This window comes from Pantoea sp. T14 (assembly GCF_036663535.1).
In the GTDB taxonomy this organism is placed as follows: Bacteria; Pseudomonadota; Gammaproteobacteria; order Enterobacterales; family Enterobacteriaceae; genus Pantoea; species Pantoea phytostimulans.
In genome coordinates this window covers 105,039-131,348 of sequence record NZ_JAWUEB010000010.1, presented here as the reverse complement: position 1 = coordinate 131,348, position 26,310 = coordinate 105,039, and the positions used below count along the sequence as shown (strand labels likewise).

The 26,310-nt window shown below is 52.9% G+C and carries 19 protein-coding genes and 1 pseudogene; 16 read left to right on the top strand and 4 right to left on the bottom strand.

Annotation, left to right across the window (positions count from 1 at the left end; genetic code table 11):
* Positions 1–41: 41 nt before the first annotated feature.
* Positions 42–1,229, bottom strand: a pseudogene (hmpA, locus tag SC127_RS03290) (NO-inducible flavohemoprotein); the annotation flags it as partial.
* 327 nt (positions 1,230–1,556) lie between these two features.
* Between hmpA and glyA the strand changes: the two are divergent.
* A complete protein-coding gene (gene glyA / locus SC127_RS03285; RefSeq protein ID WP_215845852.1) occupies positions 1,557–2,810 on the top strand; it encodes a serine hydroxymethyltransferase in 1,254 nt (417 codons plus the stop codon).
* A 128-nt stretch (positions 2,811–2,938) separates the two neighbouring features.
* Entirely contained in the window at positions 2,939–4,087 is a 1,149-nt protein-coding gene (locus tag SC127_RS03280; protein WP_243077394.1) for a 3-phenylpropionate MFS transporter, read from the top strand.
* Here the strand turns inward: SC127_RS03280 and csiE are convergent.
* On the bottom strand, positions 4,069–5,337 hold the full coding sequence (gene csiE / locus SC127_RS03275) for a stationary phase inducible protein CsiE (RefSeq protein WP_332625217.1): 1,269 nt from the start codon (positions 5,335–5,337) through the stop codon (positions 4,069–4,071). The genes SC127_RS03280 and csiE overlap by 19 nt on opposite strands.
* A 155-nt stretch (positions 5,338–5,492) precedes the next feature.
* Here csiE and SC127_RS03270 point away from each other — a divergent pair, with 155 nt between their 5' ends.
* The 3 genes from SC127_RS03270 (at position 5,493) to SC127_RS03260 (ending at position 8,314) form a co-directional block, all read left to right on the top strand.
* Positions 5,493–6,119, top strand: coding sequence for a DUF1007 family protein (locus SC127_RS03270; protein ID WP_332625216.1), 627 nt, complete (start codon positions 5,493–5,495; stop codon positions 6,117–6,119).
* Entirely contained in the window at positions 6,110–7,090 is a 981-nt protein-coding gene (locus SC127_RS03265; protein WP_332625214.1) for a nickel/cobalt transporter, read from the top strand. Before SC127_RS03270 ends, SC127_RS03265 begins: the two co-directional genes overlap by 10 nt.
* A 210-nt stretch (positions 7,091–7,300) precedes the next feature.
* Entirely contained in the window at positions 7,301–8,314 is a 1,014-nt protein-coding gene (locus tag SC127_RS03260; RefSeq protein ID WP_215845855.1) for a TIGR04086 family membrane protein, read from the top strand.
* Between the two features lie 88 nt (positions 8,315–8,402).
* On the opposite strand, the gene suhB is transcribed toward SC127_RS03260, so the two are convergent.
* Complete coding sequence (gene suhB / locus SC127_RS03255) at positions 8,403–9,206, bottom strand: inositol-1-monophosphatase (RefSeq protein ID WP_215845856.1); 804 nt, start codon at positions 9,204–9,206, stop codon at positions 8,403–8,405.
* A gap of 120 nt (positions 9,207–9,326) precedes the next feature.
* On the opposite strand from suhB, the gene trmJ reads away from it, so the two are divergent.
* From trmJ to sseB, 5 genes are all read left to right on the top strand, one after another.
* Positions 9,327–10,079, top strand: a complete 753-nt coding sequence (gene trmJ, locus SC127_RS03250) for a tRNA (cytosine(32)/uridine(32)-2'-O)-methyltransferase TrmJ (protein ID WP_215845857.1) — start codon at positions 9,327–9,329, stop codon at positions 10,077–10,079.
* Between the two features lie 129 nt (positions 10,080–10,208).
* Positions 10,209–10,706, top strand: coding sequence for a Fe-S cluster assembly transcriptional regulator IscR (gene iscR, locus SC127_RS03245; protein ID WP_215845858.1), 498 nt, complete (start codon positions 10,209–10,211; stop codon positions 10,704–10,706).
* Between the two features lie 88 nt (positions 10,707–10,794).
* Complete coding sequence (locus SC127_RS03240) at positions 10,795–11,961, top strand: IscS subfamily cysteine desulfurase (RefSeq protein ID WP_332625212.1); 1,167 nt, start codon at positions 10,795–10,797, stop codon at positions 11,959–11,961.
* A gap of 164 nt (positions 11,962–12,125) precedes the next feature.
* Entirely contained in the window at positions 12,126–13,412 is a 1,287-nt protein-coding gene (gene pepB, locus SC127_RS03235) for an aminopeptidase PepB (protein ID WP_215845860.1), read from the top strand.
* A 48-nt stretch (positions 13,413–13,460) separates the two neighbouring features.
* Positions 13,461–14,225 (top strand): enhanced serine sensitivity protein SseB, encoded by a 765-nt coding sequence (sseB, locus tag SC127_RS03230; RefSeq protein WP_215845861.1) that lies wholly within the window; start codon positions 13,461–13,463, stop codon positions 14,223–14,225.
* A gap of 55 nt (positions 14,226–14,280) precedes the next feature.
* Here sseB and sseA read toward each other — a convergent pair whose 3' ends face one another.
* On the bottom strand, positions 14,281–15,123 hold the full coding sequence (gene sseA / locus SC127_RS03225; protein ID WP_332625208.1) for a 3-mercaptopyruvate sulfurtransferase: 843 nt from the start codon (positions 15,121–15,123) through the stop codon (positions 14,281–14,283).
* 147 nt (positions 15,124–15,270) lie between these two features.
* Between sseA and SC127_RS03220 the strand changes: the two genes are divergently transcribed.
* From SC127_RS03220 to rodZ, 6 genes are all read left to right on the top strand, one after another.
* Positions 15,271–20,166 carry an alpha-2-macroglobulin family protein gene (locus SC127_RS03220; RefSeq protein ID WP_332625206.1) on the top strand — a complete coding sequence of 1,632 codons (4,896 nt, stop codon included), beginning with the start codon at positions 15,271–15,273 and terminating at the stop codon, positions 20,164–20,166.
* 15 nt (positions 20,167–20,181) lie between these two features.
* The gene (gene pbpC / locus SC127_RS03215) at positions 20,182–22,506 is read left to right on the top strand and encodes a peptidoglycan glycosyltransferase PbpC (protein ID WP_332625204.1); all 2,325 of its coding nucleotides are present in this window, start codon (positions 20,182–20,184) and stop codon (positions 22,504–22,506) included.
* Between the two features lie 177 nt (positions 22,507–22,683).
* Positions 22,684–23,115, top strand: coding sequence for a nucleoside-diphosphate kinase (gene ndk, locus SC127_RS03210; protein ID WP_003848684.1), 432 nt, complete (start codon positions 22,684–22,686; stop codon positions 23,113–23,115).
* Between the two features lie 184 nt (positions 23,116–23,299).
* Positions 23,300–24,469, top strand: coding sequence for a bifunctional tRNA (adenosine(37)-C2)-methyltransferase TrmG/ribosomal RNA large subunit methyltransferase RlmN (locus SC127_RS03205; protein ID WP_215845863.1), 1,170 nt, complete (start codon positions 23,300–23,302; stop codon positions 24,467–24,469).
* 81 nt (positions 24,470–24,550) lie between these two features.
* Positions 24,551–25,297 (top strand): type IV pilus biogenesis/stability protein PilW, encoded by a 747-nt coding sequence (gene pilW / locus SC127_RS03200; RefSeq protein ID WP_243077404.1) that lies wholly within the window; start codon positions 24,551–24,553, stop codon positions 25,295–25,297.
* On the top strand, positions 25,287–26,279 hold the full coding sequence (gene rodZ / locus SC127_RS03195) for a cytoskeleton protein RodZ (RefSeq protein WP_215845865.1): 993 nt from the start codon (positions 25,287–25,289) through the stop codon (positions 26,277–26,279). Before pilW ends, rodZ begins: the two co-directional genes overlap by 11 nt.
* Positions 26,280–26,310: the final 31 nt, after the last annotated feature.

The window sequence follows — 26,310 nt, the reverse complement described above, 5'->3', positions numbered from 1 at the left end:
CAACGGTCAACGCTGCGGGCTTTTTTATTGTAAGGCATTCACTACAAAACTTTGTGCGGGCCAAAGACTTCATAATGAATGCGATCGGCCTCTACACCCGCGTCACGCAGTTGAGTGCCGACAAACTGCATAAAGCCTAGCGGACCGCAAAGATAGTAATGCGTATTCTTATCTTGTAAGCGTGCTGACATCAACGTCACATCCATCAAGCCTGGTGCATTAAAACGATCCGCATCCTGTTCAGTAGGCTCGCGATACCAAATCTGCTGAACGAAATCATTCAGGCGTTTGCCCGTCGTGGTAACCTCCTCACTGAACGCGTGCTGTTCACCGTTTTCAGTGGCATGCAGCCAGCTTACCGGCGCGGCGTGATGTTGGTCGGCTAGGGTATGCAGCATCGCCAGCATTGGGGTTTGGCCGACGCCGGCGGAAATCAGCGCAACCGGCGTGGCAGGATCAATCTGCATAAAGAAATCGCCGTGTGGGGCGGCCAGTTGAACCTCATCACCTACTTTAGCGTGCTGATGCAAATAGCCAGAAACCGTGCCTTGCGCTTCACGTTTCACCGCAATGCGATAATCTTTGCCGTTGCTGCTGTGGGTCAGGGAGTATTGACGAATTTGCTGATGCTCAAACGCCGCAGGATGCAAATGTACCGTCAAATATTGTCCCGGCTGGAAGGTTGCCACCGCACCGCCATCAATCGGGGTCAAGGTGATGCTTTTGATCACGGCGCTTTGTTGCTCAATAGCGCTGATACGGAAAGCACGCGTACCTCGCCAACCGCCCACCTGCTGCTCAGATTCTTGATAAATTGCCTCTTCACGCTGGATAAACACCTGCGCAAGCACACCATACGCACGTCCCCAAGCCGCCAATACCTCTTCGCCTGGATTCAACAGCTCTTTAATGGTTGCTAACAGATGCTCGCCGACAATGGCATATTGCTCAGGCTGAATATTGAGGCTGGTATGTTTCTGCGCAATTTTTTCCACGGCGGGCAACAGCACCGCAAGGTTTTCTAAATTCGCACCGTAGGCGCAAATAGCATTAAACAGCGCTTCGCGCTGCGCGCCGTTGCGCTGGTTATTCATGTTGAACACGTTTTTCAGTTCAGGGTGATGCGACAACATGCGGTCATAAAAGTGGGCGGTAAGTTTTGGGCCACAGGCCGCAACGGCAGGAAGGGTTGATTTCACGGTAGCGATGGTTTGTGCATCAAGCATAAGGAATCCCTTGGTTTGTTAAGTTGTATTTTAAATGCATCTTATAGCCGCTTGGTTTAACTGTAAATTACCCCCTACTTTTTTACAGGGATAAATTTGGCAACTTTTCGTTGCATCGTCAGAGAACTTCCCTCACAACGTGAGGAAAAATAGTGAGGCTTAAGGCGTGTAAAACGGCGTAAAAAACCTTTGCCAGTGCGGGGCCAAACGTTTGCGTAAAAAGAGGGGATTCGCGCTACCGTCACTAGTTAAAACGGTTTACACTGTGGGCCTTCGCCCCTAGCGGGGCTTAAATTGCCGTTAAAAAGATAGCTGAGTCAGGAGATGCGGATGCTAAAGCGTGATATGAACATTGCCGATTATGATGCCGAGTTGTGGCAGGCGATGGAGCAAGAAAAAGTGCGTCAAGAAGAGCACATTGAACTGATTGCTTCTGAAAACTACACCAGCCCGCGTGTTATGCAGGCGCAAGGTTCTCAGCTCACCAACAAATACGCGGAAGGCTATCCGGGCAAACGTTACTATGGCGGCTGCGAATACGTTGATATCGTTGAGCAACTGGCGATTGACCGTGCAAAAGCGCTGTTTGGTGCAGACTACGCTAACGTGCAACCCCATTCTGGTTCCCAGGCTAACTTCGCTGTTTATACCGCGCTGCTGAAGCCGGGCGACACCATTCTGGGTATGAACCTGGCACACGGTGGCCACCTGACGCACGGTTCACCGGTAAACCTGTCCGGTAAGCTCTACAACGTGGTGCCTTACGGCATCGATGAAACCGGTAAAATTGATTACAACGAATTGGCTGAGCTGGCGAAAACCCATCAGCCTAAAATGATCGTTGGTGGTTTCTCTGCGTATTCAGGTATCTGCGACTGGGCAAAAATGCGTGAAATCGCAGACAGCGTAGGCGCTTATCTGTTCGTGGATATGGCACACGTTGCGGGTCTGATCGCAGCTGACGTTTATCCAACGCCAATTCCGCATGCTCACATCGTCACTTCAACCACTCACAAAACCCTTGCGGGTCCTCGTGGTGGTTTGATCCTTGCAAAAGGCGGCGACGAAGAGCTGTACAAAAAGCTGAACTCTGCGGTGTTCCCGGGTGGCCAGGGCGGCCCGTTGATGCACGTCATTGCAGGTAAAGCCGTTGCTTTCAAAGAAGCGATGGAGCCTGAGTTCAAAACGTACCAGCAGCAAGTTGCGAAAAACGCGAAAGCGATGGTAGAAGTGCTGATTGAACGCGGTTACAACATTGTTTCTGGCGGTACCTACAACCATCTGTTCCTGATCGATCTGGTGAGCAAAAACCTGACCGGTAAAGAAGCCGATGCTGCATTGGGACGTGCGAACATCACCGTGAACAAAAACAGCGTACCAAACGATCCTAAGAGTCCATTTGTGACTTCAGGCGTGCGTATCGGTACCCCAGCTGTAACGCGTCGTGGCTTCAAAGAAGCGGACGTGCGTGAGCTGGCTGGCTGGATTGCTGACGTGTTGGATAACATCAACGACGAAGCAACTATCGAACGCATCAAGCAGAAAGTCCTGGAAATTTGCAGCCGTTTGCCGGTTTACGCGTAAGCGTTTAGTCGCCAGGGTTAGCAGAAAAAAGGATGGCGAAAGCCATCCTTTTTTATTGCCGCAACTACAGTGCTCTGCCAAAGTAGCGGCCATTCTTGCTGCGTCGCAGCATCTTTGCTGGAGGGAATATGGCAATCGGCTCCGCCAAATGGCTCGGATTGAGCTACTTCACTTACTTCTTTTGTTATGGCATTTACCTGCCTTTCTGGGGCGTGTGGTTAAAAGGCACAGGCCTTGATGCTGAGAAAATTGGTCTGCTGCTCGGCTGTGGCATGGTGGCGCGTTTTGTCGGCAGCTTGCTGATTGCTTCACAAGTACGAAATCCCGCTCAACTCATTACCGCGCTGCGCTTGTTGGCATTAATGACCTGTCTGTTTGCGGTAGGTTTTTGGGTAGGAGAGCAATGGCTGTGGCTGCTGATGGTGATGGTGGGCTTCAATCTGTTTTTCTCGCCGCTGGTGCCGCTTAGCGATGCGCTTGCCGCAACCTGGACGCAGCAAATTGGCCTGGCGTACGGCCCTGTAAGACTGTGGGGATCGCTGGCCTTTGTGATTAGCTCGGCATTAACGGGCCTGCTGGTCAGCGCGTACTCATCACAGGCAATCTTAGCGTTGTTATCACTTGGTGGGATTTGTATGTTGGCGGGCATGATGCTGTCACCCGCTACACGACCGCAGGGCAGCGAAAGACAAGGTGCCGCAGACGGTGGCTGGCAAGCCTGGCGATCTTTATTACGTGAAAATGCAGTCTGGCGCTTTATGTTATGCGTCACGCTGTTGCAGGGCGCGCACGCCGCTTACTACGGCTTCAGTGCTATCTGGTGGCAAGAAAGCGGTTATTCTGCCTCGGTGGTGGGCTATTTATGGTCACTGGGCGTTGTGGCAGAAATCATCGTGTTTGCTTCGAGTAATCGATTATTCCACCGCTGGAGCGCACGCGATTTATTGTTGTTGTCGGGTATTTGCGCCTTGATTCGCTGGAGCTTATTAGGCGCCAGCACCGCGCTACCGTTGCTCATTGTGGCGCAAATTCTTCATTGCGGCAGTTTCACGGTGTGTCATCTGGCCGCGATGCGTTTTATTGCCGCACGCAAAGGTGCGGAAGTGATCCGCCTGCAGTCGCTTTACTCTGCGTTGGCGATGGGCGGCGGTATTGCGGTAATGACCATGATTTGCGGTGTCCTGTTCACACATTTGCAGGGGCATCTGTTTTGGGTCATGGCGCTGGTAGCACTGCCTGCTCTGTTTTTACGTCCGCGTTACGACTCCAGTAAATAACGAATCCGCTGCTGATGATGTGCGGTCAGCGGCAGTTCAGCATGGATCAGTGGCGGTGAAAACAGCGGTAGCGAGGTTGCATAGGGCGAGATCACCATATCGATCTCGCGCGGTGCACCATCGCGCTGGAAATCCCGTATTGCCAGATATTTGATATTAATTGGCAACAAGGTAATCTCACGAATTTGCTGTTCCACCTCTTGCTCTAGCTGAGGATTTTCGCCGGTTAGCAGCAACACCTGCTTCTCCTGCAACGCGTTTTCCTGCATCAGCCACGCGCCGAAAATCACCGTAATCAGGCTGATCTCTTCCGGGTTAAACGCCACTTCATAATCTGTCTCAAACGCAGTTAACGCTTGTTGCGTGGTCCGCAGCAGGCGTGGATAGAGGTGAGCAACGTCAAGCGCCACGCTGTTATCAATGCCAATCGTGAAATGGAGGCGATCCAGCGCCTGAGCTAAATGGGTGTAAAGCTGCTGCCGCAATTCGCTGCGATCAGCGAAGGTGACTTCGGCGCAGCGCTCAAAATCATCGATCAGTCTGTCGGTGGAGATCATCAAACGGTATTCACTGGGATGCTTCAACGATTCTGCATTGGGCGCATGGATCAGGCTAAACAGCAGCGTCCAAAATTCAGCTTCGGAGGGATGCGGTGCAAGGTGGCAACGCTTTTGCCAATGATGAATCACATCCATTGCAACGTCCCGTTCAGCTTTATTGAGTAGCCATGCACATTGCTGTTCATTGAAAAGTGCGGGCTGGCGCTGGCATAGCCCATATTTCATTAAAATCTGTAAAAAAAGACGATCGCGTGGCGTAAAATCACGCGCCAGCCGCTGGCTACAATGTTGGATAAGCGCCTGCAAATTGATCTCATCGTAGAGCACTTTCTCAATTTTCATGACTTTCAAGCGTTGACGCAGCGGCGCAGCGAAATGATCACGAACAAAATCTTCCGACAAGCGCAAGCTACGCCGCAGGTTATGCAGCAAACAGATACGTCGGTCCAACTCCGTGCCATGGATGCGCAAGCTGCCGTCCACCATTTGATGCAGTTCAAGTTGGTGGTAGCGCTGTATCTCGTCACCGACATCCGCGATATCCTGTCGGGCAACCGCAGGATCTACGCCATTAAGCTGGCAAATTTTTTCTAGCGTTAATGCGGGAGTCGGCAGAAACAACAGCAGCAAGAGATGGCAACGGCGCTGGGAACGGGTGAAGAGTGGTGCTGAAGATGTAGCAGAACTCATCAATCAAAATTCCAGCGGGTAATTTTGAGCTAAGAATAGTCAACCGCCTGCGACACCGCGTAAATTGTCCGGTTTTTTGCTCAGAGGTTTAAAGCGGGTCACAAAATTTTGTTACTTATGGATTCTTTTCATCAGGAACGTTACTTTATAACATTATGAAACGCACACTTTTTGCTTTGCTGATACTGATGAGTTCGACGGCTTTAGCGCATCCGCACAGCTTTATCGATATGAAAACTGAATTAGTCGTTGATGGTGATCATTTTACCGGCCTGAAAATGACCTGGACGATGGATGAGATCACCTCCGCTGATCTGTTATATGACGCGGGTGACGCGAAACCGGGTTCGGTGATCTGGAAAAAGTTGGCGGCAGGCGTCATGGCTAATGTATTGGGCCAGCACTATTTTTCTGAAATCTGGCACAATAAACAGCGGGTGAAATTTTTGAATTTACCAAAAGAGTATCAGCTCTCACGTAACGGTCACAAAGCGGTGCTGGAATTCATCCTGCCGCTGGCAGAACCCCCCATACTCAGCGGCCAGCGCTTCGAAATCCTGACATTCGATCCCACCTATTTTGTCGATATGTTTTATGACAATGCAGGCGCGTTGAGCTTGCCAGCCCGTTTGCAGTCGCGCTGTGCATTTGACCTTAACACGCCCAAACCAAACGATTCACTGAAGCAATATGCCTTGTCTCTGGACAAAGCAGACGCGCCGCCGGAAGAAGTCGATTTAGGACGGCAATTTGCCCAAACGGTGATATTGACATGTCATTGATGTCTCTGTCGCCACGCGTGATGCGCAGCTGGCCGCTTTGGTTACTGGCTGCATTATTGATGGTGCTGGGCGTGACCCTTTGGCTGCACTGGTCGCAGATTCTGTTGCAGAGCGTGTTGTGGCAGAAAACGCTGCACCGCGAAATGACCCAGTTGTTGCAGCAGGTAGCTGATCAACCTCATCAGGCTGGCCTTTCACTGCTGTTATTCAGCCTGCTCTATGGCGTGCTGCATGCGCTGGGCCCGGGACATGGCAAAGTCGTCATCACCACTTTTTTGGCAACCCATCCGGCAAAGCTAAAAACCAGCTTGAAACTCACGCTGCTGGCATCGCTGCTGCAAGGTACAGTTGCCATCGTGTTAGTGACGCTCATGCTAGTTATTCTGCAAACGTCGTCACGTCAGCTTCATCTCGGCAGTTTTTGGCTTGAAAAGGGCAGCTATTTGCTGGTGATTGGATTAGGCATTTGGATAGGTTATCGCGCGCTACAGTCGCTTTGGCAGCAACGGCAGCAGCGTTCGGTACTAAAAATCTATACTTTACGGCCTGATCATCAACACGATGCACATTGCGGCTGCGGTCACGCGCATCTGCCCAGCGCGCAGCAAATTTCTGAGGCGGTGAATGGCAAGACGCAGTTACTGGTGGTGATGTCGATGGGTTTACGCCCTTGCTCGGGTGCCATCATGATGCTGCTGTTCGCTAAGGTCATCGGCGTCTATCTCTGGGGCGTGGCATCGGCAGCAGTAATGGCCGTGGGCACCGCACTGACTATCTCCGCCATTGGCTTGTTCGTGCAGCGATCACGTGCTTTAGCCCAGCGGTTGGCACGCGTCAGCGGTGTAGCGAAAAGTGCACGCCTTTTGATGCCCCTGCTGGCGCTGTTGTGTAGCCTGCTATTAATATTTGCCGGAACACTATTATGGCAATCAGCACAACCCGCATTAACCGGTGGAATTCGCCCTTTCTAATTATTAAAAAAGCGCAGCGGAATTTATATTTCCACGCGCTATTCTCCTCGCTAGTTATTTTTTCACGCCTCGGTAATATTTTTATCTCTTCACGCTTTGCTGGTGAAATGAGTTTTCTCTGTCTACGCTGAATAACAACCAAAGGGTATTAACTCACTCGGTTAGATAATTAAAAGTTTTTACTTACGTCTGTCGCAAGGAGAATACATTATGGCTGAAACTCGGATTAGTAATGGTACTACGCAAACGGTGGCAACAACGCCTGCCGGCTTACCATTGAAACGTATTTCCTGGAGCGCTGTTTTCGCAGGGGTTATATGTGCTTTGATCGTGCACATTTTATTAGCCCTGCTTGGAACCGCAATTGGCGCCACCACCATCGATCCTATGGAAGAAAAGAATCCACTGCAGCATCTCGGCACAGGTGCGTTGGTGTGGACCGCCATTAATATGCTGCTGGCTATGGCTGCAGGTAGTTACGTTGCCGGACGTTTAGCGCAGCGTGAAGGTGCAATGCATGGTTTGTTAATGTTCGGCCTGAGCACATTATTTACCATTTGGCTCGCAGTTTCACTCGCCAGCAGCGTATTAGGCGGTGCAATGAATATTGTGGGTTCAGGATTTCAGGCATTGGGTAGTGGTATTTCCGCCGCCGCGCCGTCGGTTACGCAAATGGCAAAAGATAAGCTACAAGAAAATAATATTAATTTAGGCGATCTGCAAAATGAGCTGGAAACCACGCTGCGCCAAACGGGCAAGCCGGAATTACAGCCAGAGAACTTACAGCAGGATGCAAATAAAGAAGCGCAAAATGCAGAGAACCAAGCGGCGGATACAGCTAAGCAGCCACAAAATGCTGATACTGACTTAACAAACTGGCTGCGCGGCATCATGGATCGTCACTCAGATACATTACAAGCAGCCGATCGTGACGCTTTGAAAAATATCATTAAAGCGCGTACTGGGAAAAGCGATCAGGAAGTCGATCAGATTGTGGCCCAGACTGAACAGAGCTACCAACAGGCGATGCAGAAATATCAGGAACTCAAACAGCAGGCTGAGCAAAAAGCGCGTGAAGCGGCTGAGCAGGCTGCCGCTGCTACGGCAAAAGCCAGCTGGTACGCTTTCTTCATGCTAATTATTGAAGCTATCCTGGCCGGTGTGATGGGAATGATTGGCCGTCGTACTCAGCCGCATCAGGTTCTGAGCCACGAACGTCGTTAATTTTCTTTAGTCTCTGAAAGGCAATAAAAAAGGCGGCATAGGAATGCCGCCTTTTTCGTTCACGCTGTCGCGCGATACCTCTCTGCTTTTAGCGCTTCAGCGCTTCACTCAGTTCTTCACGCATAGAGGAAAGCATCGCTTTTACGACACGAGGATTACCCGCTACGAGGTTACCTGAGTGCAGATAGCCGTGATTACCCGTGAAATCCGTGACCAAACCGCCTGCTTCACGCACCAGCAAATCGCCTGCTGCGAAATCCCACGGCTTAAGGCCGATCTCGAAATAACCATCAACGCGTCCTGCTGCAACATACGCTAAATCCAACGCAGCTGAACCGGTGCGACGGAAATCGGCACACTGAGTAAAGAGTTTGGTAACGATGTTCATGTAAGTTGGCGCGTGCTGCTTCAGTTTGAACGGGAAGCCGGTTGCCAGAATAGTGCCATCCAGATCGCGAGCGATGCTTCCGCGCAGACGATATCCATTAAGCTGTGTGCCTTGACCACGTACTGCGCTGAACAGCTCATTGCGCATTGGATCGTAAACCACGGCAACTTCGGTGCGGCCTTTGATGCGCACAGCGATAGAAACAGAGAAGTGGGGCAGACGTTTGATGAAATTGGTGGTGCCATCCAGCGGATCGATTACCCATTGAATGTCCTGATCTTCGCCCGCCAGTTCACCGCTTTCTTCGGTGATAATGGTGTGCTGCGGATATGATTTACGAATAACTTCGATAATCAGGCGTTCTGCGTCGCGGTCAACATTGGTAACGAAGTCGTTGCTGCCTTTCTGGCTAGCCTCGACGGCGTCCGGGGTTTCATAATTCTTGGCAATTAAATTTCCGGCCTTGCGCGCTGCGCGCACGGCGATGTTGAGCATCGGATGCATCGGTATCTCTCACTGGATGTTAAAGAACGGGGAAAACGGCGCGGAGTATATCAGCGTGTTCGGTAAATGTCCTGTTTTTATGTTAGGCTGAGCGCCATCATTTTCTGACCAATCCCAATTATGCTGCAAAATATTCGAATTGTGCTGGTGGAAACCTCCCACACCGGCAACATGGGCTCCGTTGCGCGCGCCATGAAAACCATGGGTTTAACGAATCTTTATCTGGTTAATCCGCTGGTGAAGCCGGATTCCCAAGCTATATCCCTGGCCGCAGGCGCCAGCGATGTTATTGGCGAAGCCAAAATCGTTGACTCGCTCGACGAGGCGATCGCCGGATGTAGCCTTGTTGTTGGCACCAGCGCACGCTCACGTTCGCTGCCATGGCCAATGCTCGATGCGCGCGAATGCGGCATCAAAAGTGTGGAAGAGGGCCAGCAAGCGCCGGTCGCGCTGGTGTTTGGTCGTGAGCGCGTGGGGCTAACTAACGACGAATTGCAGAAATGCCATTATCACGTCGCGATTCAGGCTAATCCAGAGTACAGCTCACTGAACCTGGCGATGGCGGTACAGATCATCGCCTATGAAGTGCGCATGGCATGGCTGCAGGCGCAAGAAAAAGCCGATCCAAAACCAGAGTATCAAGCGTCACCTTATCCGCTGGTCGACGATCTTGAGCGCTTTTATCAGCACATGGAACAGATGATGCTGCGCAGCGGCTTTATTCGTGAAGCCAATCCGGGCCAGGTAATGAGCAAATTGCGTCGCCTTTATACCCGTGCGCGTCCAGAACGTGATGAGCTCAATATTTTGCGCGGCATGCTTTCTTCATTTGAGAAGCGTAAAAACAGCAAGGATGGCGACGATAATAGTTGAGTAAATTACTTGGTTAAATACTTGACTAAAATACTCGGTTAAATAGTTGACCAATTTACTCGGGAATGTCAGACTTCGGACATCTTTCGCTAATCCTCCGATAACCGGACGCTATTGAGGTCGTACGCTATGAGACTGACATCCAAAGGACGTTATGCCGTTACTGCTATGCTGGACGTTGCCCTTCATTCCCATGAAGGCCCGGTTCCGCTAGCTGATATTTCTGAGCGTCAGGGCATTTCGCTGTCGTATTTGGAGCAGTTATTCTCGCGTTTACGTAAAAATGGCTTAGTGGCCAGTGTTCGCGGCCCGGGTGGCGGTTATCTGCTTGGTAAAGAGTCGAATGCTATCGCGGTAGGCGAAGTGATCACGGCGGTTGACGAATCTGTCGATGCCACTAAATGTCAGGGCAAAGAAGGTTGCCAGGGCGGCGAGCGTTGCCTGACTCACGTTCTGTGGCGCGATCTGAGCGTGCGCATTAGTGAGTTCCTGAACAACATTACGCTGGCTGAATTGGTCAACAATCAGGAAATCCTTGATGTTGCCGATCGTCAAAATGCGAATGACAACCGTCGCTTCCAGAAGCCGCGTGCTCAGGAAATTAACGTTAACCTACGCGCCTCTTAATCCCTGCCTCTTCGGCCCTTACTGCTAACGCGGTCAGGGCCGTTTCTGCTATAAATACGTATGAATTTTTATACGGAGCTGTAGCGCAATGAAATTACCGATTTACCTGGATTACGCCGCAACCACGCCGGCCGATCCGCGTGTGGCCAGCAAAATGATGCAATTTTTGACGCTGGACGGCACCTTTGGTAATCCGGCCTCGCGTTCTCACCGTTTTGGTTGGCAATCTGAAGAAGCGGTCGACGTTGCGCGCAATCAAGTGGCGGAACTGGTTAATGCCGATCCACGTGAAATTGTTTTCACCTCCGGCGCGACTGAATCAGATAACCTCGCCATAAAAGGCGCTGCCCATTTTCATCAGGCGCGCGGCAAACACATCATCACGAGCAAAACGGAACACAAAGCGGTGCTCGACAGTTGTGAACAACTTGAGCGCGAAGGCTTTGACGTGACCTATTTAACGCCTGCCGCTAATGGCATCATCACGTTGGATGCGCTGCGCGCGGCGCTGCGTGATGACACCGTGTTGGTTTCAATCATGCACGTCAATAATGAAATTGGTGTCATTCAGGATATCGCTGCCATGGGCGAGTTGTGTCGTGAGCGCGATATTCTCTTTCATGTTGATGCCACACAAAGCGTCGGCAAATTACCCATTGATCTCAGCAAACTAAACGTCGATTTGATGTCCTTTTCAGCGCATAAAATCTACGGCCCGAAAGGCATTGGCGCGCTCTACGTGCGGCGTAAACCGCGTATTCAAATTGCGGCCCAGATCCATGGCGGCGGTCATGAGCGCGGTATGCGTTCGGGAACGTTGCCGGTGCACCAGATTGTCGGCATGGGTGAGGCGTACCGTATCGCCCATGAAGAGCGTGAACAAGAGATGGCGCGTTTGCAGCAACTGCGCGATCGTTTATGGCAAGGGCTTAGCGTGCTCGATAATGTCTACCTCAACGGCGATCTGCAGCAAAGTTCTGCCAATATCCTTAATGTCAGCTTTGCCAATGTTGATGGCGAATCGTTGATCATGGCCCTAAAAGATTTAGCGCTCTCCTCGGGTTCAGCCTGTACTTCTGCCAGTCTTGAACCTTCTTACGTGCTGCGAGCCTTGGGCCTGAGCGACGAACTTGCACACAGTTCGCTGCGCTTTTCGCTTGGCCGTTTTACCACTGAAGAAGAGATCGATTACGCCATCACATTGGTGCAAAAATCGGTCACACGTCTGCGCGCCTTGAATTCTGCTGCACGCTAATCGTTAAGCCGCATGATTCTGGAAAGGGCGCTATTGTCCGGGATGCGCTGGCATCGCCTGAAATAATCTGTTATCAGGATTGTCTGCACATTCCATGTAACACCTTCACAGGCCGTACCTACACTTTGCCTGGATGACACTTATAACGTATACGGAGCTTCGCGATGACCACGCAACCGATGAACATCACTCTTAGCAACCAGCCCGCCGATGCGCGCTGGGGCGAAAAAGCCATTCTGACCAGCAACGACAGCGGTATGACGCTGCATATTACCGGCGCTGATGCGCTGATGACGATTCAACGCGGCGCACGCAAAATTGATGGTCAGGGCGTTCGCCATGTCGCGCTGGTCGGTGAGGGCTGGCACCTCGAACAGTGCTGGGCTTTCTGGCAAGGCTATCGTGGACCAAAAGGCAAACGTCAGGTTGACTGGCCGACACTGGGTGAGCATGAGCAAGCTGAGTTTGCTCGCCGCCTGAAAATCGTTGATTGGGTACGTGACACCATTAACCTGCCAGCAGAAGAGTTGGGGCCAGAAGATTTAGCGCACAGCGCAGTGGATTTGATCAGTGAAGTAGGCGGCGATGCTGTTAGCTATCGCATTACCAAAGGCGAGGATCTGCGCGAGCAAGGTTACATGGGCTTGCATACGGTTGGGCGCGGTTCAAATCGCCCACCCGCTTTTCTTGCCCTGGATTTCAACCCAACCGGCGACGACAAAGCACCGGTTTACGCTTGTCTGGTCGGCAAAGGTATCACCTTTGATACTGGCGGTTACAGCATGAAGCAGAGCAGCTTCATGGACTCAATGAAATCCGATATGGGCGGTGCGGCAACGGTGACTGGCGCGCTGGCGATGGCCATTTCACGCGGTCTTAATAAGCGCGTAAAACTCTATCTTTGCTGCGCGGATAACATGGTTAGCAGCAATGCCTTCAAACTGGGCGATATCATTCGCTATCGTAACGGCAAATCCGTTGAAGTCATGAATACCGATGCGGAAGGGCGTTTGGTCCTGGCCGATGGCCTGATTGATGCCAGCGAGCAAAAGCCGACTTTACTGATTGATGCGGCAACGCTGACCGGTGCGGCAAAGACGGCGCTCGGCAACGATTATCACGCCCTGTTTACCTTTGATGATGTCATGGCGCAGTCACTGATGGGCAGCGCAGTCAGTGAGAACGAGCCGTTCTGGCGCTTGCCGTTGGCAGAATTCCATCGTAGCCATTTGCCATCAAACTTTGCCGATCTGAACAATATTGCCAGCCCAGCACATGCTGCGGGTGCCAGCAGCGCGGCTGCTTTTCTGTCGCATTTTGTCAGCGATTATCAGCAAGGTTGGTTGCACATTGACTGCTCCGCCACCTATCGCAAAGCCGCAGTGGATCAGTGGTCTGCGGGTGCAACCGGTCTTGGCGTACGTACGCTGGCAAACCTGTTACTGAAGTAAACGATCCCAGCGGCGGCAAACAGGCCGCCGCTTTTTTGAGAGTAGATTATGAATCGTCTTGAAGAAGTGCTGAAGCTGGCGGCAACCGAGCCTGCGCATCGTCCCGAGTTTTTCCAGTTATTGCTGGAAGCAGATGCCTGGGTGCCAGGTGAAAGCACTGCACAGCAGCTGGATGCCAATACACCGGTCGATTTGCAGCACTGGGAAAAAGAAGATGGCAGCAGCGTCATTCCGTTTTTTACCTCTGAACACGCGATGAGCGAAGCCATCAGTGCTGAACAAGCTTATCTGCGTTTGCCGGTTCGCACGCTGTTCGAAATGACACGTGGCGAAGCGCTGTTTCTGAACCCAAAATTGCCGAGCGGTAAAGAGTTTTCTGCGGCTGAGATCAGCCATCTGTTGGGCGAGCAGGGCGATGCGCTGAGCCAACAAACAGTGTTGGAAGGCGGGCATGCGCTGCTGTTATCAGAAGTGGCGGAACCGCCTGCGCAGATGATCGATTCTCTGACCCAGCTGTTCAGCAAGTACAAACAGGTGCGACGCGCCTTTGTCGCCAGCATTCGTGAAAGTGCGGAAGAAGAGCCAAATCTGCTGATTGGCATCGAGGCGGAAAGCGATATTGACGCCATCATTCAGGCTGCAGGCAGCGTAGCGACTGATACCTTACCGGATGATGCGCCCATCGATATTTGCGAAGTGACGCTGGACGATCGCGGCATCAGCCACTTTTTTACCGCCCACATTACGCCATTTTATGAACGTCGCTGGGGCAGTTTCCTGCGCGACTTCAAGGGCAGCCAGCGTATTATCTAAAAAAAGTGCGGCACTGTTTATCGTTAAACAGGCCGCACTTTTTCAATTAATACGTTTATTTCTCAATGGGTAAGTCGTCGCGGCTGCCCCATTCGCCCCACGAACCGTCATACAGCGCGACATTACGCGCACCCAGCGCAGTCAGCGCCAGAATCACCACCACCGCAGTCACACCCGATCCACAGCTGGCAACCACCGGTTTTTCAATATCCACACCCGCTTTAACAAACAGGTCGCGCAGCTCAGCTACCGGCTTTAACTCGCCGTTCGCCACCAGATTGTTCCACGGCACATTCAGGCTACGCGGGATATGACCACGATGCAGTCCGGGCCGCGGTTCATCCACTTCTGCATTGAAGCGATTCGCGGCTCGCGCATCGACAATCTGCGCACCGCCTTCATGGCTGATCAGCAACACATCATTCAAACGCTTAACCTGGCTTTCATCGTAGGTGGCTTCAAACTCGCCTTCTGGCAGCGTAACCGGGCCGGCTTCTACCGGGAAGCCTGCCGCTTTCCAGCCCTGCAAACCGCCCGCTAAAATAGAAACCTGCTGTACGCCAAAAGCGCGCAGCATCCACCATGCACGGGGTGCCGAGAACAGGTTGCCTTCATCGTACACCACTAAATGTTTATCGCTGCTGACGCCCAGTTCGCGCATCGCCACTGAAAAACCTTCGGCGCGCGGCATCATGTGCGGATAGGGGCTGGTGTGATCGGAGAGCGCTTCAATATTGAAAAAAGGCGCATCAGGTAAATGGCCTGTCAGATATTCGGCTTGAATATCCCGCACCGCCTCCATGCCTGGCGGCAGCATTCGCGCATCCAGCACTTGCAGGTCTTTGTCGGTGTAATGTTCATTCAACCAGTCAGCGGATACAAACAGGGGAGCTGTCATAGCAACCTCTTCTCAAGATTCAGGAAGAGCCAGTTTCCGGTAATGGGCGCGCTATCTCAAGGGAAAGCGTTGATTAAATGGCGGCGTTGATGTGAAATTGCGCAGCGTTATTTACAACCTCTTCTGGGTCTGGGTGAAGGATTTACCATGAACAAACGCATTAACCGGCTGCTGCTCAGCATGCTGTTGAGCAGTGTGCTGCTGAGTACCGCAGCGCTTACTTCTTTTTCAGCTGTTGCCGCTGAGTCAGTGACGGCAACATCGCTAGCCAAGCCGCTTCAGGTGAGTGATCTCTCTGAATTACAGCTGGACGGCGCAGCGACGTTAGTGCTGACCTTCAATGCTCCGCTCGATGAAAAGCAGGATTTCTCTCGCCTGGTCACACTGACCGATGATGAACGCGGAAAAGTTGACGGCGGTTGGGAGCTTTCAAACAACCGTAAAGCGCTGCGTTTTCGTCACCCTGAACCCTCCCGTAAGCTGTCACTGAAGGTCAATGCCGCGCTGCGTGCCGCCAGCGGTGAAAGCCTTAGCGCGCCTTTCTCGCAAAAGCTTACCACCCGCGATATTCAACCGATGGTGGGATTTGCCAGCCGGGGTTCATTGTTGCCGCTGCGTTTGACGCAAGGTTTACCGGTTCTTGCGCTAAATATTGCGCGCGTTGATGTGGATTTTTTCCGGGTTAAAAACGCCACGCTGGCAGATTTTTTGGCTCAGTGGAATTACGGCAGCAACTTGTCGAGTTGGCAATCTGACGATTTACTGAAAAACGCAGATTTGGTCTATACCGGCCGCTTTGATCTCAATCCAGCACGCAATACACGTGAAAAATTGCAGCTACCGCTGAGCAACGTGGATGCTCTCAAGCAGCCGGGTGTTTATCTGGCGGTGATGAAACAGGCTGGCAGTTATCACTACAGCACGCCCGCCACGTTGTTTACGCTCAGCGATATTGGTCTGTCGCTGCATCGCTTCCCTACGCAATATGATCTCTTTACCCAAAGCCTGGAAACTGGCGCACCGCTTTCAGGCGTCAGCGTGCAGTTGCTGGATGAGAAAGGGCAGCAACTGGAAAAAAGCGAGAGCGATAATAACGGGCATTTACGCTTCAAAGCTCAACCCAAAGGCAAGCTGCTACTCGCCACCCTGGGTGAACAGACTTCATTAATTGATCTCACTCGCCCGGCGCTCGATCTGGCTGAATTCCCTGTCGCCGGGCCGCAAGGTTACGAAAAACAGCTGTTCGTATTTGGGCCACGCGATCTGTATCGTCCAGGCGAAACGGTGATAGTTAACGCTCTGCTGCGTGATGTTTATGGCAATCCGTTGCCCGCGCAGCCCATCAAAGCTGAGCTGCTGCAACCGGATGGTGAAGTGTCGCGCAGCTTTGTCTGGCAGACGGAAAAGGGTTTTTACCAACAGCGTCTGACGTTACCAGCCTCTGCGATGACCGGCGAATGGTCATTGCGCCTGAATACCGGTGACAATTTGCCGCGACAGTGGAAATTTCAGGTAGAGGACTTTTTGCCAGAGCGCATGGCGCTTACTCTGAAAAACAGCGATAAGCCGCAACACGCTGATGCTGACATTACTTTTGATATTGCTGGGCGTTATCTTTATGGCGCACCCGCCGCGGGAAATCAGCTGCAAGGCCAGCTTTATCTTCGTCCGGCACGTGAAGCAGTTGCTGCGCTGCCAGGTTATCAGTTTGGTGATATCACCGAAGAGGGATTAACGCGCAGCCTGGGTGACGTCGACCTCAAGCTGGATGCAAAAGGTCAGGCGCAACTGGCGGTTGAAAGTCAGTGGGCAGAAAGTCATTCGCCGCTCAATCTGATTCTACAAGCCAGCCTGCTTGAAACCGGTGGTCGTCCGGTCACGCGTCGTGTAACCCAGGCGATTTGGCCAGCCGATGCGCTGCCGGGTATTCGCCCGCTGTTCAGCAGCAAAGCCGTCTATGACTACCGCAACGATAGCTACCATGACGAACCCACGGTGCCAGAAAATAGCCAGGCCGAGTTTGATATCCTGTATGCCAACAGCAAGGGTGAAAAGCTCGCCGTAAACAATCTGGATGTCAGACTCATTCGTGAACGCCACGACTATTACTGGAGCTTTTCCGACAGCGAAGGTTGGCAATCACGCTTCGATCAAAAAGATCTGCAGGAAGATGAACAGCGCATCACGATTCCTGCTGGCGGCAGCAGCAAAGTCAGTTTCCCGGTGGAGTGGGGCGCCTATCGTCTGGAAGTGCAGGCCGGTGAGAAAATTGTTAGTAGCGTGCGATTCCAGGCCGGTTACAGCTGGCAGGATAACACCAACGGCACTGGCGCATTACGCCCGGATCAGGTCAAGTTGAAGCTCGATAAAGCGGCTTATCAACCGGGTGATACTGCACAGATACAGGTGGAATCGCCCGCAGCGGGCAAAGGTTATCTGTTGGTTGAATCGAGCAGTGGCACGCTTTGGTGGCAGGCACTGGATGTTCCCGCTGGCGGTACCACCCTCGCTGTGCCCATCGATAAAAGCTGGCAGCGCCACGATCTCTATCTCAGCGCCATCGTGGTGCGTGAAGGGGATAAAGTCAGCGGTGCTACGCCAAAACGCGCGGTGGGTTTACTGCATTTACCCATGGCAACAGAAGCGCGGCGTTTAACGCTGGCACTCGACGCACCTGACAAGGTTCGTCCCGATCAAACGGTGAAAATCAACATAAAAGCCAGCCGGGAAGGTGGCGCACTACCGCAGCAGATTCATCTGCTGCTGTCGGCCGTGGATAGCGGCGTACTCAGCATCACGGATTATTCAACCCCGAACCCGTGGGACGCCTTCTTTGGCCGTAAACGTTACAACGCCGATCAATATGATGTATTTGGCCAGCTGATTGAAGGCGGAGGGCGGCTGGCGGCATTACGCTTCGGCGGCGATGCCAGCGAAGATGCCATGCGGCGCGGCGGCAAAAAGCCGGTCACACAGGTCAATATTGTGGCGCAGCAATTACAGGCGGTCACGCTGGATGAAAACGGGGAAGGCACGCTGGAACTGCCGATTCCAACCTTTAACGGTGAGCTGCGCCTGATGGCCCAAGGCTGGAGTGAGGAGAGTTTTGGCGCAGCAGAGCGCAAGCTGGTGGTCGCTGCACCGCTTATTACCGAACTCGCCACACCGCGCTTCCTGGCGGGCGGCGACCAAGCGAACCTGGCGCTGGATATCACTAATCTCACCGATCTCCCGCAAACGTTAAAAGTGAATTTCTCTGCCAACGGATTGGTTGCACTGAATGGCGCAGTGACACAAAACGTGACGCTGGCGAAAGGCGCGCGAACCACGCTGAAAGTGCCGGTTAAAGCGCTGAACGGCTTTGGTGATGGCAGCGTAGACGTTGAAGTGTCTGGCCTGAATCTGCCGGGTGAAAATCTCAAGTCCAGCAAGCAGCAGTGGAAAATAGGCGTGCGGCCCGCTTATCCAGCGGAAACACTGAATTTCGATGCAGTGATTACGGCCAATCAGCCGTGGCAAGTGATGGCAACTGCGTTCAGCGGAATGGAGAAAGAGACCTTAAGCGGCAGATTGTCGCTCAGCAATCGTCCACCGCTGAACATCGCCAGCTACATCAGCGAGCTGTACGCTTATCCTTATGGCTGCCTGGAACAAACCGCCAGCGGAATCTGGCCGTCGGTATTTACCCGCCATGCGCAACTTATGGCAATGGGCATCAAAAGCAGCAGCGACGATGCGCGTCGTGCCGCCATTGATACCGGTATTGCTCGCATGGCGGGAATGCAGCGGCCCAACGGCAGCTTCGGCTTGTGGAGCAAACAAAGCGAAGAGGAGTTTTGGCTGACAGCGTATGTCGCTGACTTTTTATTGCGTGCCAACGAAGCGGGGTATGCGCTGCCAGAAGGTGTCATCGCCCGCGCCGATGAGCGTCTGCTGCGCTATCTGCAAGATCCGTCACAAATTGACAAAGGCTGGAGCAATGACGTTGAGGCGCTGCGTTTTAGCGTTCAGGCATACGCGGGACTGGTGCTGGCACGGCAGCAGAAAGCGCCGTTAGGGGCGTTGCGTGCGCTATATGAAAAACGCGACAAGGCGAAATCAGGGCTGGCGCTCATGCAATTGGGTATTGCGTTAAAACTGATGGGCGATGAACAGCGTGCGCAGCTGGCCATTGGGCAGGGCGCTGCGATGAATCGTCCAGACAATGATGGATTTGGTGATTACGGCAGTGACGTTCGCGACCGCGCATTAATGATCGCTTTGCTGGCGGAAAATAATCTCCAACCGGATTTACAAAACACGCTGCTGCTGGCGCTGACCAAAGCGGTTCATGGCAAGCGCTGGTTCTCTACACAAGAAAATAATGCGTTGTTCCTGGCGGCACGAACGCTGCAAAACAGTAAAGGTGACCAATGGCAGGCGACACTGACCGGTCATCGGGAACCGCTGAGCAGTGACGGATTGCTGAACACCGCACTGAATGAAACGCAGCTGATGCGTGGCGTGGAGGTTAGCAATGAAAGTCGTTCGCCGCTGTATGCCAGTCTCAACGTGGTGGGGTATCCCGCTTCATCGCCTGCACCGATGAGTAACGTGCTGGGTATCAAGCGCGAGTATTTCACACTCAACGGCAAAGCCGCCAATCTCGACAATTTGAACAGCGGTGAATTAATCATGGTGCGTTTAACCGTGTCAGCGAAGAAAAGCGTTAACGATGTGCTGGTGGTCGATATGTTGCCTGCGGGTCTGGAACTGGAGAATCAGAACCTCGCTGACAGCAGTGCCAGCCTCGGCGACAGCGCCGATGCTCTCAAGGAGAGCATGATGGATATGCAGCAGGTAGACATCAAACACATTGAGTTTCGTGACGATCGCTTCGTGGCGGCGTTGGCTGTGGATACCTATCGGCCTGCCACGCTGATCTATCTGGCACGTGCCGTTACGCCAGGCCGCTATAAAATGCCGCCGCCGCAGGTGGAGTCAATGTATGTGCCGGAATGGCGCGCGGTGGGCAATACGGCAGAGATGCTTCATGTGCGTTAAGCAGGATGCGTGCGGGTGAAGCGCGTGCACTTCAACAAGCGGTGGCTCGGGCTGCCGCTTTTTTTTCTGACATTATTCGCGCTTCCTTTGGCGTTGGATCGGTTATTCCCTCTTCCCTTGCATCAGGTGCAACCTGCACGTGTCGTCGTGGCGGAAGATGGCACGCCGCTGTGGCGCTTTGCCGATCGGCAGGGCATCTGGCGTTATCCCGTCACGCCGGAAGATGTCGCGCCCGCTTACGTAGAAGCGCTACTGACTTATGAAGATCGCTGGTTCTGGCACCATCCGGGTATCAATCCATTCGCGTTAATTCGTGCCGCCTGGCAAGATCTCTCCAGCGGTGAAATCATCTCGGGTGGCAGTACCTTAACGATGCAAGTGGCGCGATTGGTCGATCCTCAACCGCGTACCCTGCGTGGCAAAATCATTCAAGCGTGGCGTGCCGTGCAGCTTGAATGGCATCTCTCTAAACAGGAAATTTTAACCCTTTATCTCAATCGAGCACCCTTCGGCGGCACCTTAGAAGGTGTGGGTGCGGCAAGCTGGAGCTGGTTGGGTAAGCCGCCTTCACAGTTGACCAAAGGCGAAGCGGCATTGTTGACGGTATTACCGCAGGCGCCCAGCCGTTTACGTCCCGATCGCTGGCCGCAACGTGCAGAAAAAGCGCGTAACAAAGTGCTGGATCGTTTGGCTGAATACCACGTTTGGACCCCAAAAGAGGTGGCAGAAATCAGGCAGGAAGCGGTTTGGCTGCCGCCACGCCAAATGCCACAAATGGCGCCGCTGCTGGCGCGACGTTTGCTAACGCAAACCCACGAAAACAAAATCGTCTCAACCCTCGATCCCGCATTGCAGCGTGAACTGGAGAGGGTGGCAGAAAACCTGAAAGCGCAACTGCCGCCCCGGAGCTCGTTAGCGATGCTCGTGGTGGATCATACGTCGATGAAGGTGCGTGGCTACGTTGGCTCAGTCGATTTCAACGATGACAGCCGCTTTGGCCATGTGGATATGATTTCCAGCGTGCGTTCGCCAGGATCGGTGCTCAAACCCTTTATATATGGCATGGCATTGGATGACGGATTGATCCATGCGGAATCACTGTTGCAGGATGTTCCTCGCCGTTTTGGTAACTATCGCCCCGGCAATTTTGATAGCGGGTTTCATGGGCCGGTCAGCGCCAGTGACGCGCTGGAACGCTCGCTCAATCTGCCAGCAGTGCAACTATTGGAAGCGCTAGGGCCAAAAAATGTCACTGCGCGTTTGCGCAACGTAGGATTGAATTTGCGCTTTCCGCCCGCCGCAGAACCTAATCTTTCGCTGATCCTTGGCGGCACTGGCACGCGCATGGATGAACTGCTGGCGGCTTACAGCGCTTTCGCTCGTCATGGCAATGCGGCAAATTTGCGCTGGCTGGCGGATCAGCCTTTGCATGAGCGTCCCTTGCTCTCGCCGGGCGCGGCATGGATTGTAAGGCGCATTTTGGCCGGTGAAGCACAACCTGCGGGAAATGGCACTGTGACGGATGTGGTGCCGCTGGCGTGGAAAACCGGTACCAGTTATGGCTATCGTGATGCATGGGCGATAGGCATTAATCCACGTTATTTAATCGGAATCTGGGTTGGACGGCCCGATGCAACCCCGGTTGCAGGGCAATATGGCGTTGCCACCGCCATTCCGATACTGAATCAGGTGAATAGCGTGCTGATGAGCCGCTTATCGGGCAACCGCGCACCGGGCGATCCGCGTCCTGCCTCCGTCAGCAGCGCGAGCATTTGCTGGCCTGGCGGACAACCTTTACCGGCGGGTGACACAAACTGCCGACAACGGCGACAAAGCTGGGTGCTGGATAATACGCTGCCACCCACGCTGCTTGCGCCCGGCCAGGAGGGATTTAGCGGTTTGCGGCTGCGCTACTGGCAAAATGCCAAAGGGTTACGTGTTGCTGCGGATTGTCCGCAAGCCACACCTCACGAGCAAATTATGTGGCCGCTGCCGCTGGAGCCATGGTTGGCAAAAGCTGAGCGTCGCAGCCAAAGGTTGCCGCCTGGTGATCTGCAATGCCCACCGCTACAGCAGGGAAATGTGCTGCCGCTGATTTTAACCGGGGTGATTGAGGGGCAGATCGTGCAGCCACTGCCCGGGAAAACATCATTGGTTTTACCGGTTACGGTGCAAGGCGGTCAGGGAAATCAACGCTGGTGGTTTCTTAATGGTGAGCCGTTGGCAGAGGAGAGCCCAACCAATACGCAGTCGCTGGCCCTGAACACCCCGGGTGAATATCAATTGGTGGTGATGGATGAAACCGGTCAACTCGCCTCGGTGAACTTTACCGTTCAATGAGGGCAAACCGGCTGATTGCACACTTACTGAGCCATTACTTCGACAGAGATCAATATTTTTCAACAAATTATGGGATCTCTGATAGGCAATGCCTGACTCAACCCCTATAATCGGCGCCGTTTCTTAGCCGGGGCGTGCGCTTCCCGGTTTCTTCAGGACATCAAGACAGAGGTCATCATGGCAATCGAACGTACTTTTTCTATCATCAAGCCAAACGCCGTCGCTAAAAACGTGATCGGTGCAATCTACAACCGTTTTGAAAGCGCAGGCTTCAAAATCGTTGGCGCGAAAATGCTGCAGCTGAGCAAAGAGCAGGCTGAAGGTTTTTATGCTGAGCACCAGGGCAAACCTTTCTTTGACGGTCTGGTTGAGTTCATGACTTCTGGCCCAGTAGTAGTTTCAGTGCTGGAAGGCGAAAATGCCGTTCAGCGTCACCGCGATCTGATGGGCGCAACCAACCCAGCGAACGCGCTGGCGGGCACGCTGCGTGCAGACTACGCTGACAGCTTCACTGAGAACGCGACTCACGGTTCAGATTCAGCAGAATCCGCAGCACGTGAAATCGCTTACTTCTTCGGCGAAAACGAAATTTGCCCACGCACTCGTTAATCGCTTCGCGATAAACGGATAGCTGGCTTTACAAAAATCTGCGCAAGGATTTCGATCCCGCCTGGCATCAGGCAGCAGATGTTGTACAATATTGCGCCCTCATTAAGCTTTCTTAGTGAGGGCGCAATTTTTTACCTATTCTTAACCAGAGCCATAACGTGTAACAACGAGGCCAGAGAACATTATGTCCGAACAGATTGTGACGCCATCGTCCGCATCCCCCATTGTTGTTTCCCCAAAAAGCCAAAAAATTAATTTGCTGGATCTGAGTCGTCCGCAGATGCGCGAATTTTTCCTTTCGCTTGGCGAAAAGCCTTTCCGTGCCGATCAGGTTATGAAGTGGATGTATCACTACTGCTGCGATGATTTCGAGCAGATGACTGACATCAACAAAAAGCTGCGCACTAAGTTGATGGAGCTGACCGAGATCCGCGCGCCGGAAGTGGCAGAAGAGTGGCGCTCCGCCGATGGCACCATTAAGTGGGCGATCCGCGTGGGCGATCAGCTGGTGGAAACCGTGTACATTCCGGAAGGCGATCGCGCCACACTGTGCGTATCATCACAAGTAGGTTGCGCGCTGGAGTGTAAATTCTGTTCGACTGCCCAACAGGGTTTCAACCGCAACCTGCGCGTGTCCGAAATTATCGGTCAGGTATGGCGCGCGGCAAAAATTGTCGGTGCCGCAAAATTGACCGGCCAGCGTCCGATCACCAATGTTGTGATGATGGGCATGGGCGAACCGCTGCTTAACCTGAACAACGTGGTTCCGGCGATGGAAATCATGCTGGATGACTTCGGTTTTGGATTGTCTAAACGCCGTGTGACGCTTTCTACCTCTGGCGTGGTGCCTGCGCTCGACAAACTCGGCGATATGATTGACGTTGCGTTGGCGATCTCGCTGCATGCCGCAAACGACAAACTGCGCGACGATATCGTGCCAATCAATAAAAAATATAACATTGAAATGTTCCTGGCAGCGGTAAAACGCTACATCGCAAAATCCAATGCTAACCAGGGACGTGTCACCATCGAGTACGTCTTACTCGATCACGTTAATGACAGCACTGATGATGCGCACGAACTTGCCGCACTGCTGAAAGAGACGCCATGTAAAATCAACCTGATTCCATGGAACCCCTTCCCAGGGGCACCTTATGGACGCAGCTCAAACAGCCGCATTGACCGCTTCTCAAAAGTCCTGATGGATTACGGGTTTACCACTATTGTGCGTAAAACCCGTGGCGATGATATCGATGCTGCTTGTGGTCAGCTGGCGGGTGAAGTCATTGACCGTACCAAACGTACCCTGAAGAAAAAAATGGCAGGCGAACTGATCTCTGTGAAGGCGCTCTGAAACCCTGACGCATAATATTCCCCGTTGGTGTCGCTCGTGGCAGGCTGCTGCCAGCTAATCAAGCGACATGGGGGAAGTAAAATGCGTAAAGGATTACCTGCAGGCGTGTTAGCAAAATTAGTGGCGCTGTTTGTTGTAAGCGGTTGTGTCAGCAATACACCACAACCTGGCGCGGCAGAAGTCCGTCTACAGTTAGGTATGCATTATTTAGCAGTAGAAGATTATGCCGCAGCACAGCGCAACTTTCTGCGCGCTCAGGCTGCTGCGCCCCGTGATTATCGGGTGCCTTTGGCGCTGGCTCGACTGGCGCGGCTACAGGGAAATTCTGCTGCCGCGACCAGGCAGTTTCTTGTGGCTCAGCGGCTGGCACCAAAGAATGGATACGTTGCTAACAATTACGGTGCGTTTCTTTGCGCTTTAGGGCAGTATGACGAAGCGCATCAACAGTTTAAACGGGCAATGGATGCGCAGGAAGGAGACGCCCGCATCGATGCTTTCGAACTGTCGGGATATTGTTATCTGCAGGCAGGCGACGATGAGTCAGCACGTTCAGCCATACTGCACGCGCTGGATGCGGATCGGGGCAAAGGAGAGTCCATGTTGGCCGAAGCTGAAAGGCTGGTGGAGACTCACCAATCGGTTAACACACCGTTATTGTTAGAGATTTACCAGCAACGTTTGCCAGAAACGGCACGCAGTCTGGCGTTACACATACGTTTCGCCGCGCAACAGGAAAATGCCGCAGACATTACTCGTTATGGCGACCAGTTAGCGCGACGTTTTCCACAATCGATACAGTACCAGCGTTATTTAGCTAATGAATACTGAAGCCACTCAAGAGAACTCTGCAGTACATTCTACAGGCGAACGCCTGCGTCTGGCCCGTGAGCAGATGGGACTGACGCAGCAGAACGTTGCTGAACGCCTGTGTCTGAAACTTTCTACCGTACGAGACATTGAGGAAGATAAATCGCCTGCTGATTTAGCCTCAACGTTTTTGCGCGGATACATTCGCTCTTACGCACGTCTGGTGCATATTCCTGAAGAGGAATTGCTGCCAATGATGGCGAAACAAACGCCGGTGCGTGCAGCAAAAATCGAACCGATGCAAAGTTTCTCCTTGGGCAAGCGCCGCAAAAAGCGCGACGGTTGGTTGATGATCTTCACCTGGCTGGTGTTGTTTGTGGTCGTGGGTCTGACGGGCGCCTGGTGGTGGCAAAACCACAAAGCGTCGCAAGATGAACTGGTCACGATGGCCGATCAGAACGGCAGCAGCAACGGTGACAACAGTCAATCCATCCCGTTGGGTGAAAACGCGGGCGACGGCGGAGCGGATGACACCGCTGCGCCTGCCGCACCAGACGAAAGCAATACCGCGCCTGCCGCAACAGAAAACAGCGTTGCTAATACGCCTGCACCTGCGACTAACGCGAATAACACGGTACCGTCGCCACAAGACAATGCTGTGGTTTCACCTAGCCAGCCGCCGGTAAACACATCAGCAGCACCAACCGCACCACAAATGCCGGTGGGTGCCGCTGCAGTAAGTGAACCAGCAACCGATCCTAATGCCGTTGTTATGACATTTAACGCGGATTGCTGGTTAGAAGTCACAGACGCGACCGGTAAAAAATTGTTCAGCGGATTGCAACGCAGCGGCGGTAAACTTAGCCTTGCCGGAACTGCGCCGTATCGCCTGAAAATTGGCGCGCCATCAGCAGTTCAGGTGCAATACCAGAACCAGCCTGTTGATTTGAGTCGTTTTATCCGTACTAACCAGGTTGCTCGCCTGACATTAGGTGCGCAATAACAGCGTATTGCGTACCGGGCAATTGTGGAGA

Coding starts and splice junctions, on each gene's coding strand:
- glyA (WP_215845852.1), top strand. CDS start 1,557: ATGCTAAAGCGTGATATGAACATTGCCGATTATGATGCCGAGTTGTGG.
- SC127_RS03280 (WP_243077394.1), top strand. CDS start 2,939: ATGGCAATCGGCTCCGCCAAATGGCTCGGATTGAGCTACTTCACTTAC.
- csiE (WP_332625217.1), bottom strand. CDS start 5,337: ATGAGTTCTGCTACATCTTCAGCACCACTCTTCACCCGTTCCCAGCGC.
- SC127_RS03270 (WP_332625216.1), top strand. CDS start 5,493: ATGAAACGCACACTTTTTGCTTTGCTGATACTGATGAGTTCGACGGCT.
- SC127_RS03265 (WP_332625214.1), top strand. CDS start 6,110: ATGTCATTGATGTCTCTGTCGCCACGCGTGATGCGCAGCTGGCCGCTT.
- SC127_RS03260 (WP_215845855.1), top strand. CDS start 7,301: ATGGCTGAAACTCGGATTAGTAATGGTACTACGCAAACGGTGGCAACA.
- suhB (WP_215845856.1), bottom strand. CDS start 9,206: ATGCATCCGATGCTCAACATCGCCGTGCGCGCAGCGCGCAAGGCCGGA.
- trmJ (WP_215845857.1), top strand. CDS start 9,327: ATGCTGCAAAATATTCGAATTGTGCTGGTGGAAACCTCCCACACCGGC.
- iscR (WP_215845858.1), top strand. CDS start 10,209: ATGAGACTGACATCCAAAGGACGTTATGCCGTTACTGCTATGCTGGAC.
- SC127_RS03240 (WP_332625212.1), top strand. CDS start 10,795: ATGAAATTACCGATTTACCTGGATTACGCCGCAACCACGCCGGCCGAT.
- pepB (WP_215845860.1), top strand. CDS start 12,126: ATGACCACGCAACCGATGAACATCACTCTTAGCAACCAGCCCGCCGAT.
- sseB (WP_215845861.1), top strand. CDS start 13,461: ATGAATCGTCTTGAAGAAGTGCTGAAGCTGGCGGCAACCGAGCCTGCG.
- sseA (WP_332625208.1), bottom strand. CDS start 15,123: ATGACAGCTCCCCTGTTTGTATCCGCTGACTGGTTGAATGAACATTAC.
- SC127_RS03220 (WP_332625206.1), top strand. CDS start 15,271: ATGAACAAACGCATTAACCGGCTGCTGCTCAGCATGCTGTTGAGCAGT.
- ndk (WP_003848684.1), top strand. CDS start 22,684: ATGGCAATCGAACGTACTTTTTCTATCATCAAGCCAAACGCCGTCGCT.
- SC127_RS03205 (WP_215845863.1), top strand. CDS start 23,300: ATGTCCGAACAGATTGTGACGCCATCGTCCGCATCCCCCATTGTTGTT.
- pilW (WP_243077404.1), top strand. CDS start 24,551: ATGCGTAAAGGATTACCTGCAGGCGTGTTAGCAAAATTAGTGGCGCTG.
- rodZ (WP_215845865.1), top strand. CDS start 25,287: ATGAATACTGAAGCCACTCAAGAGAACTCTGCAGTACATTCTACAGGC.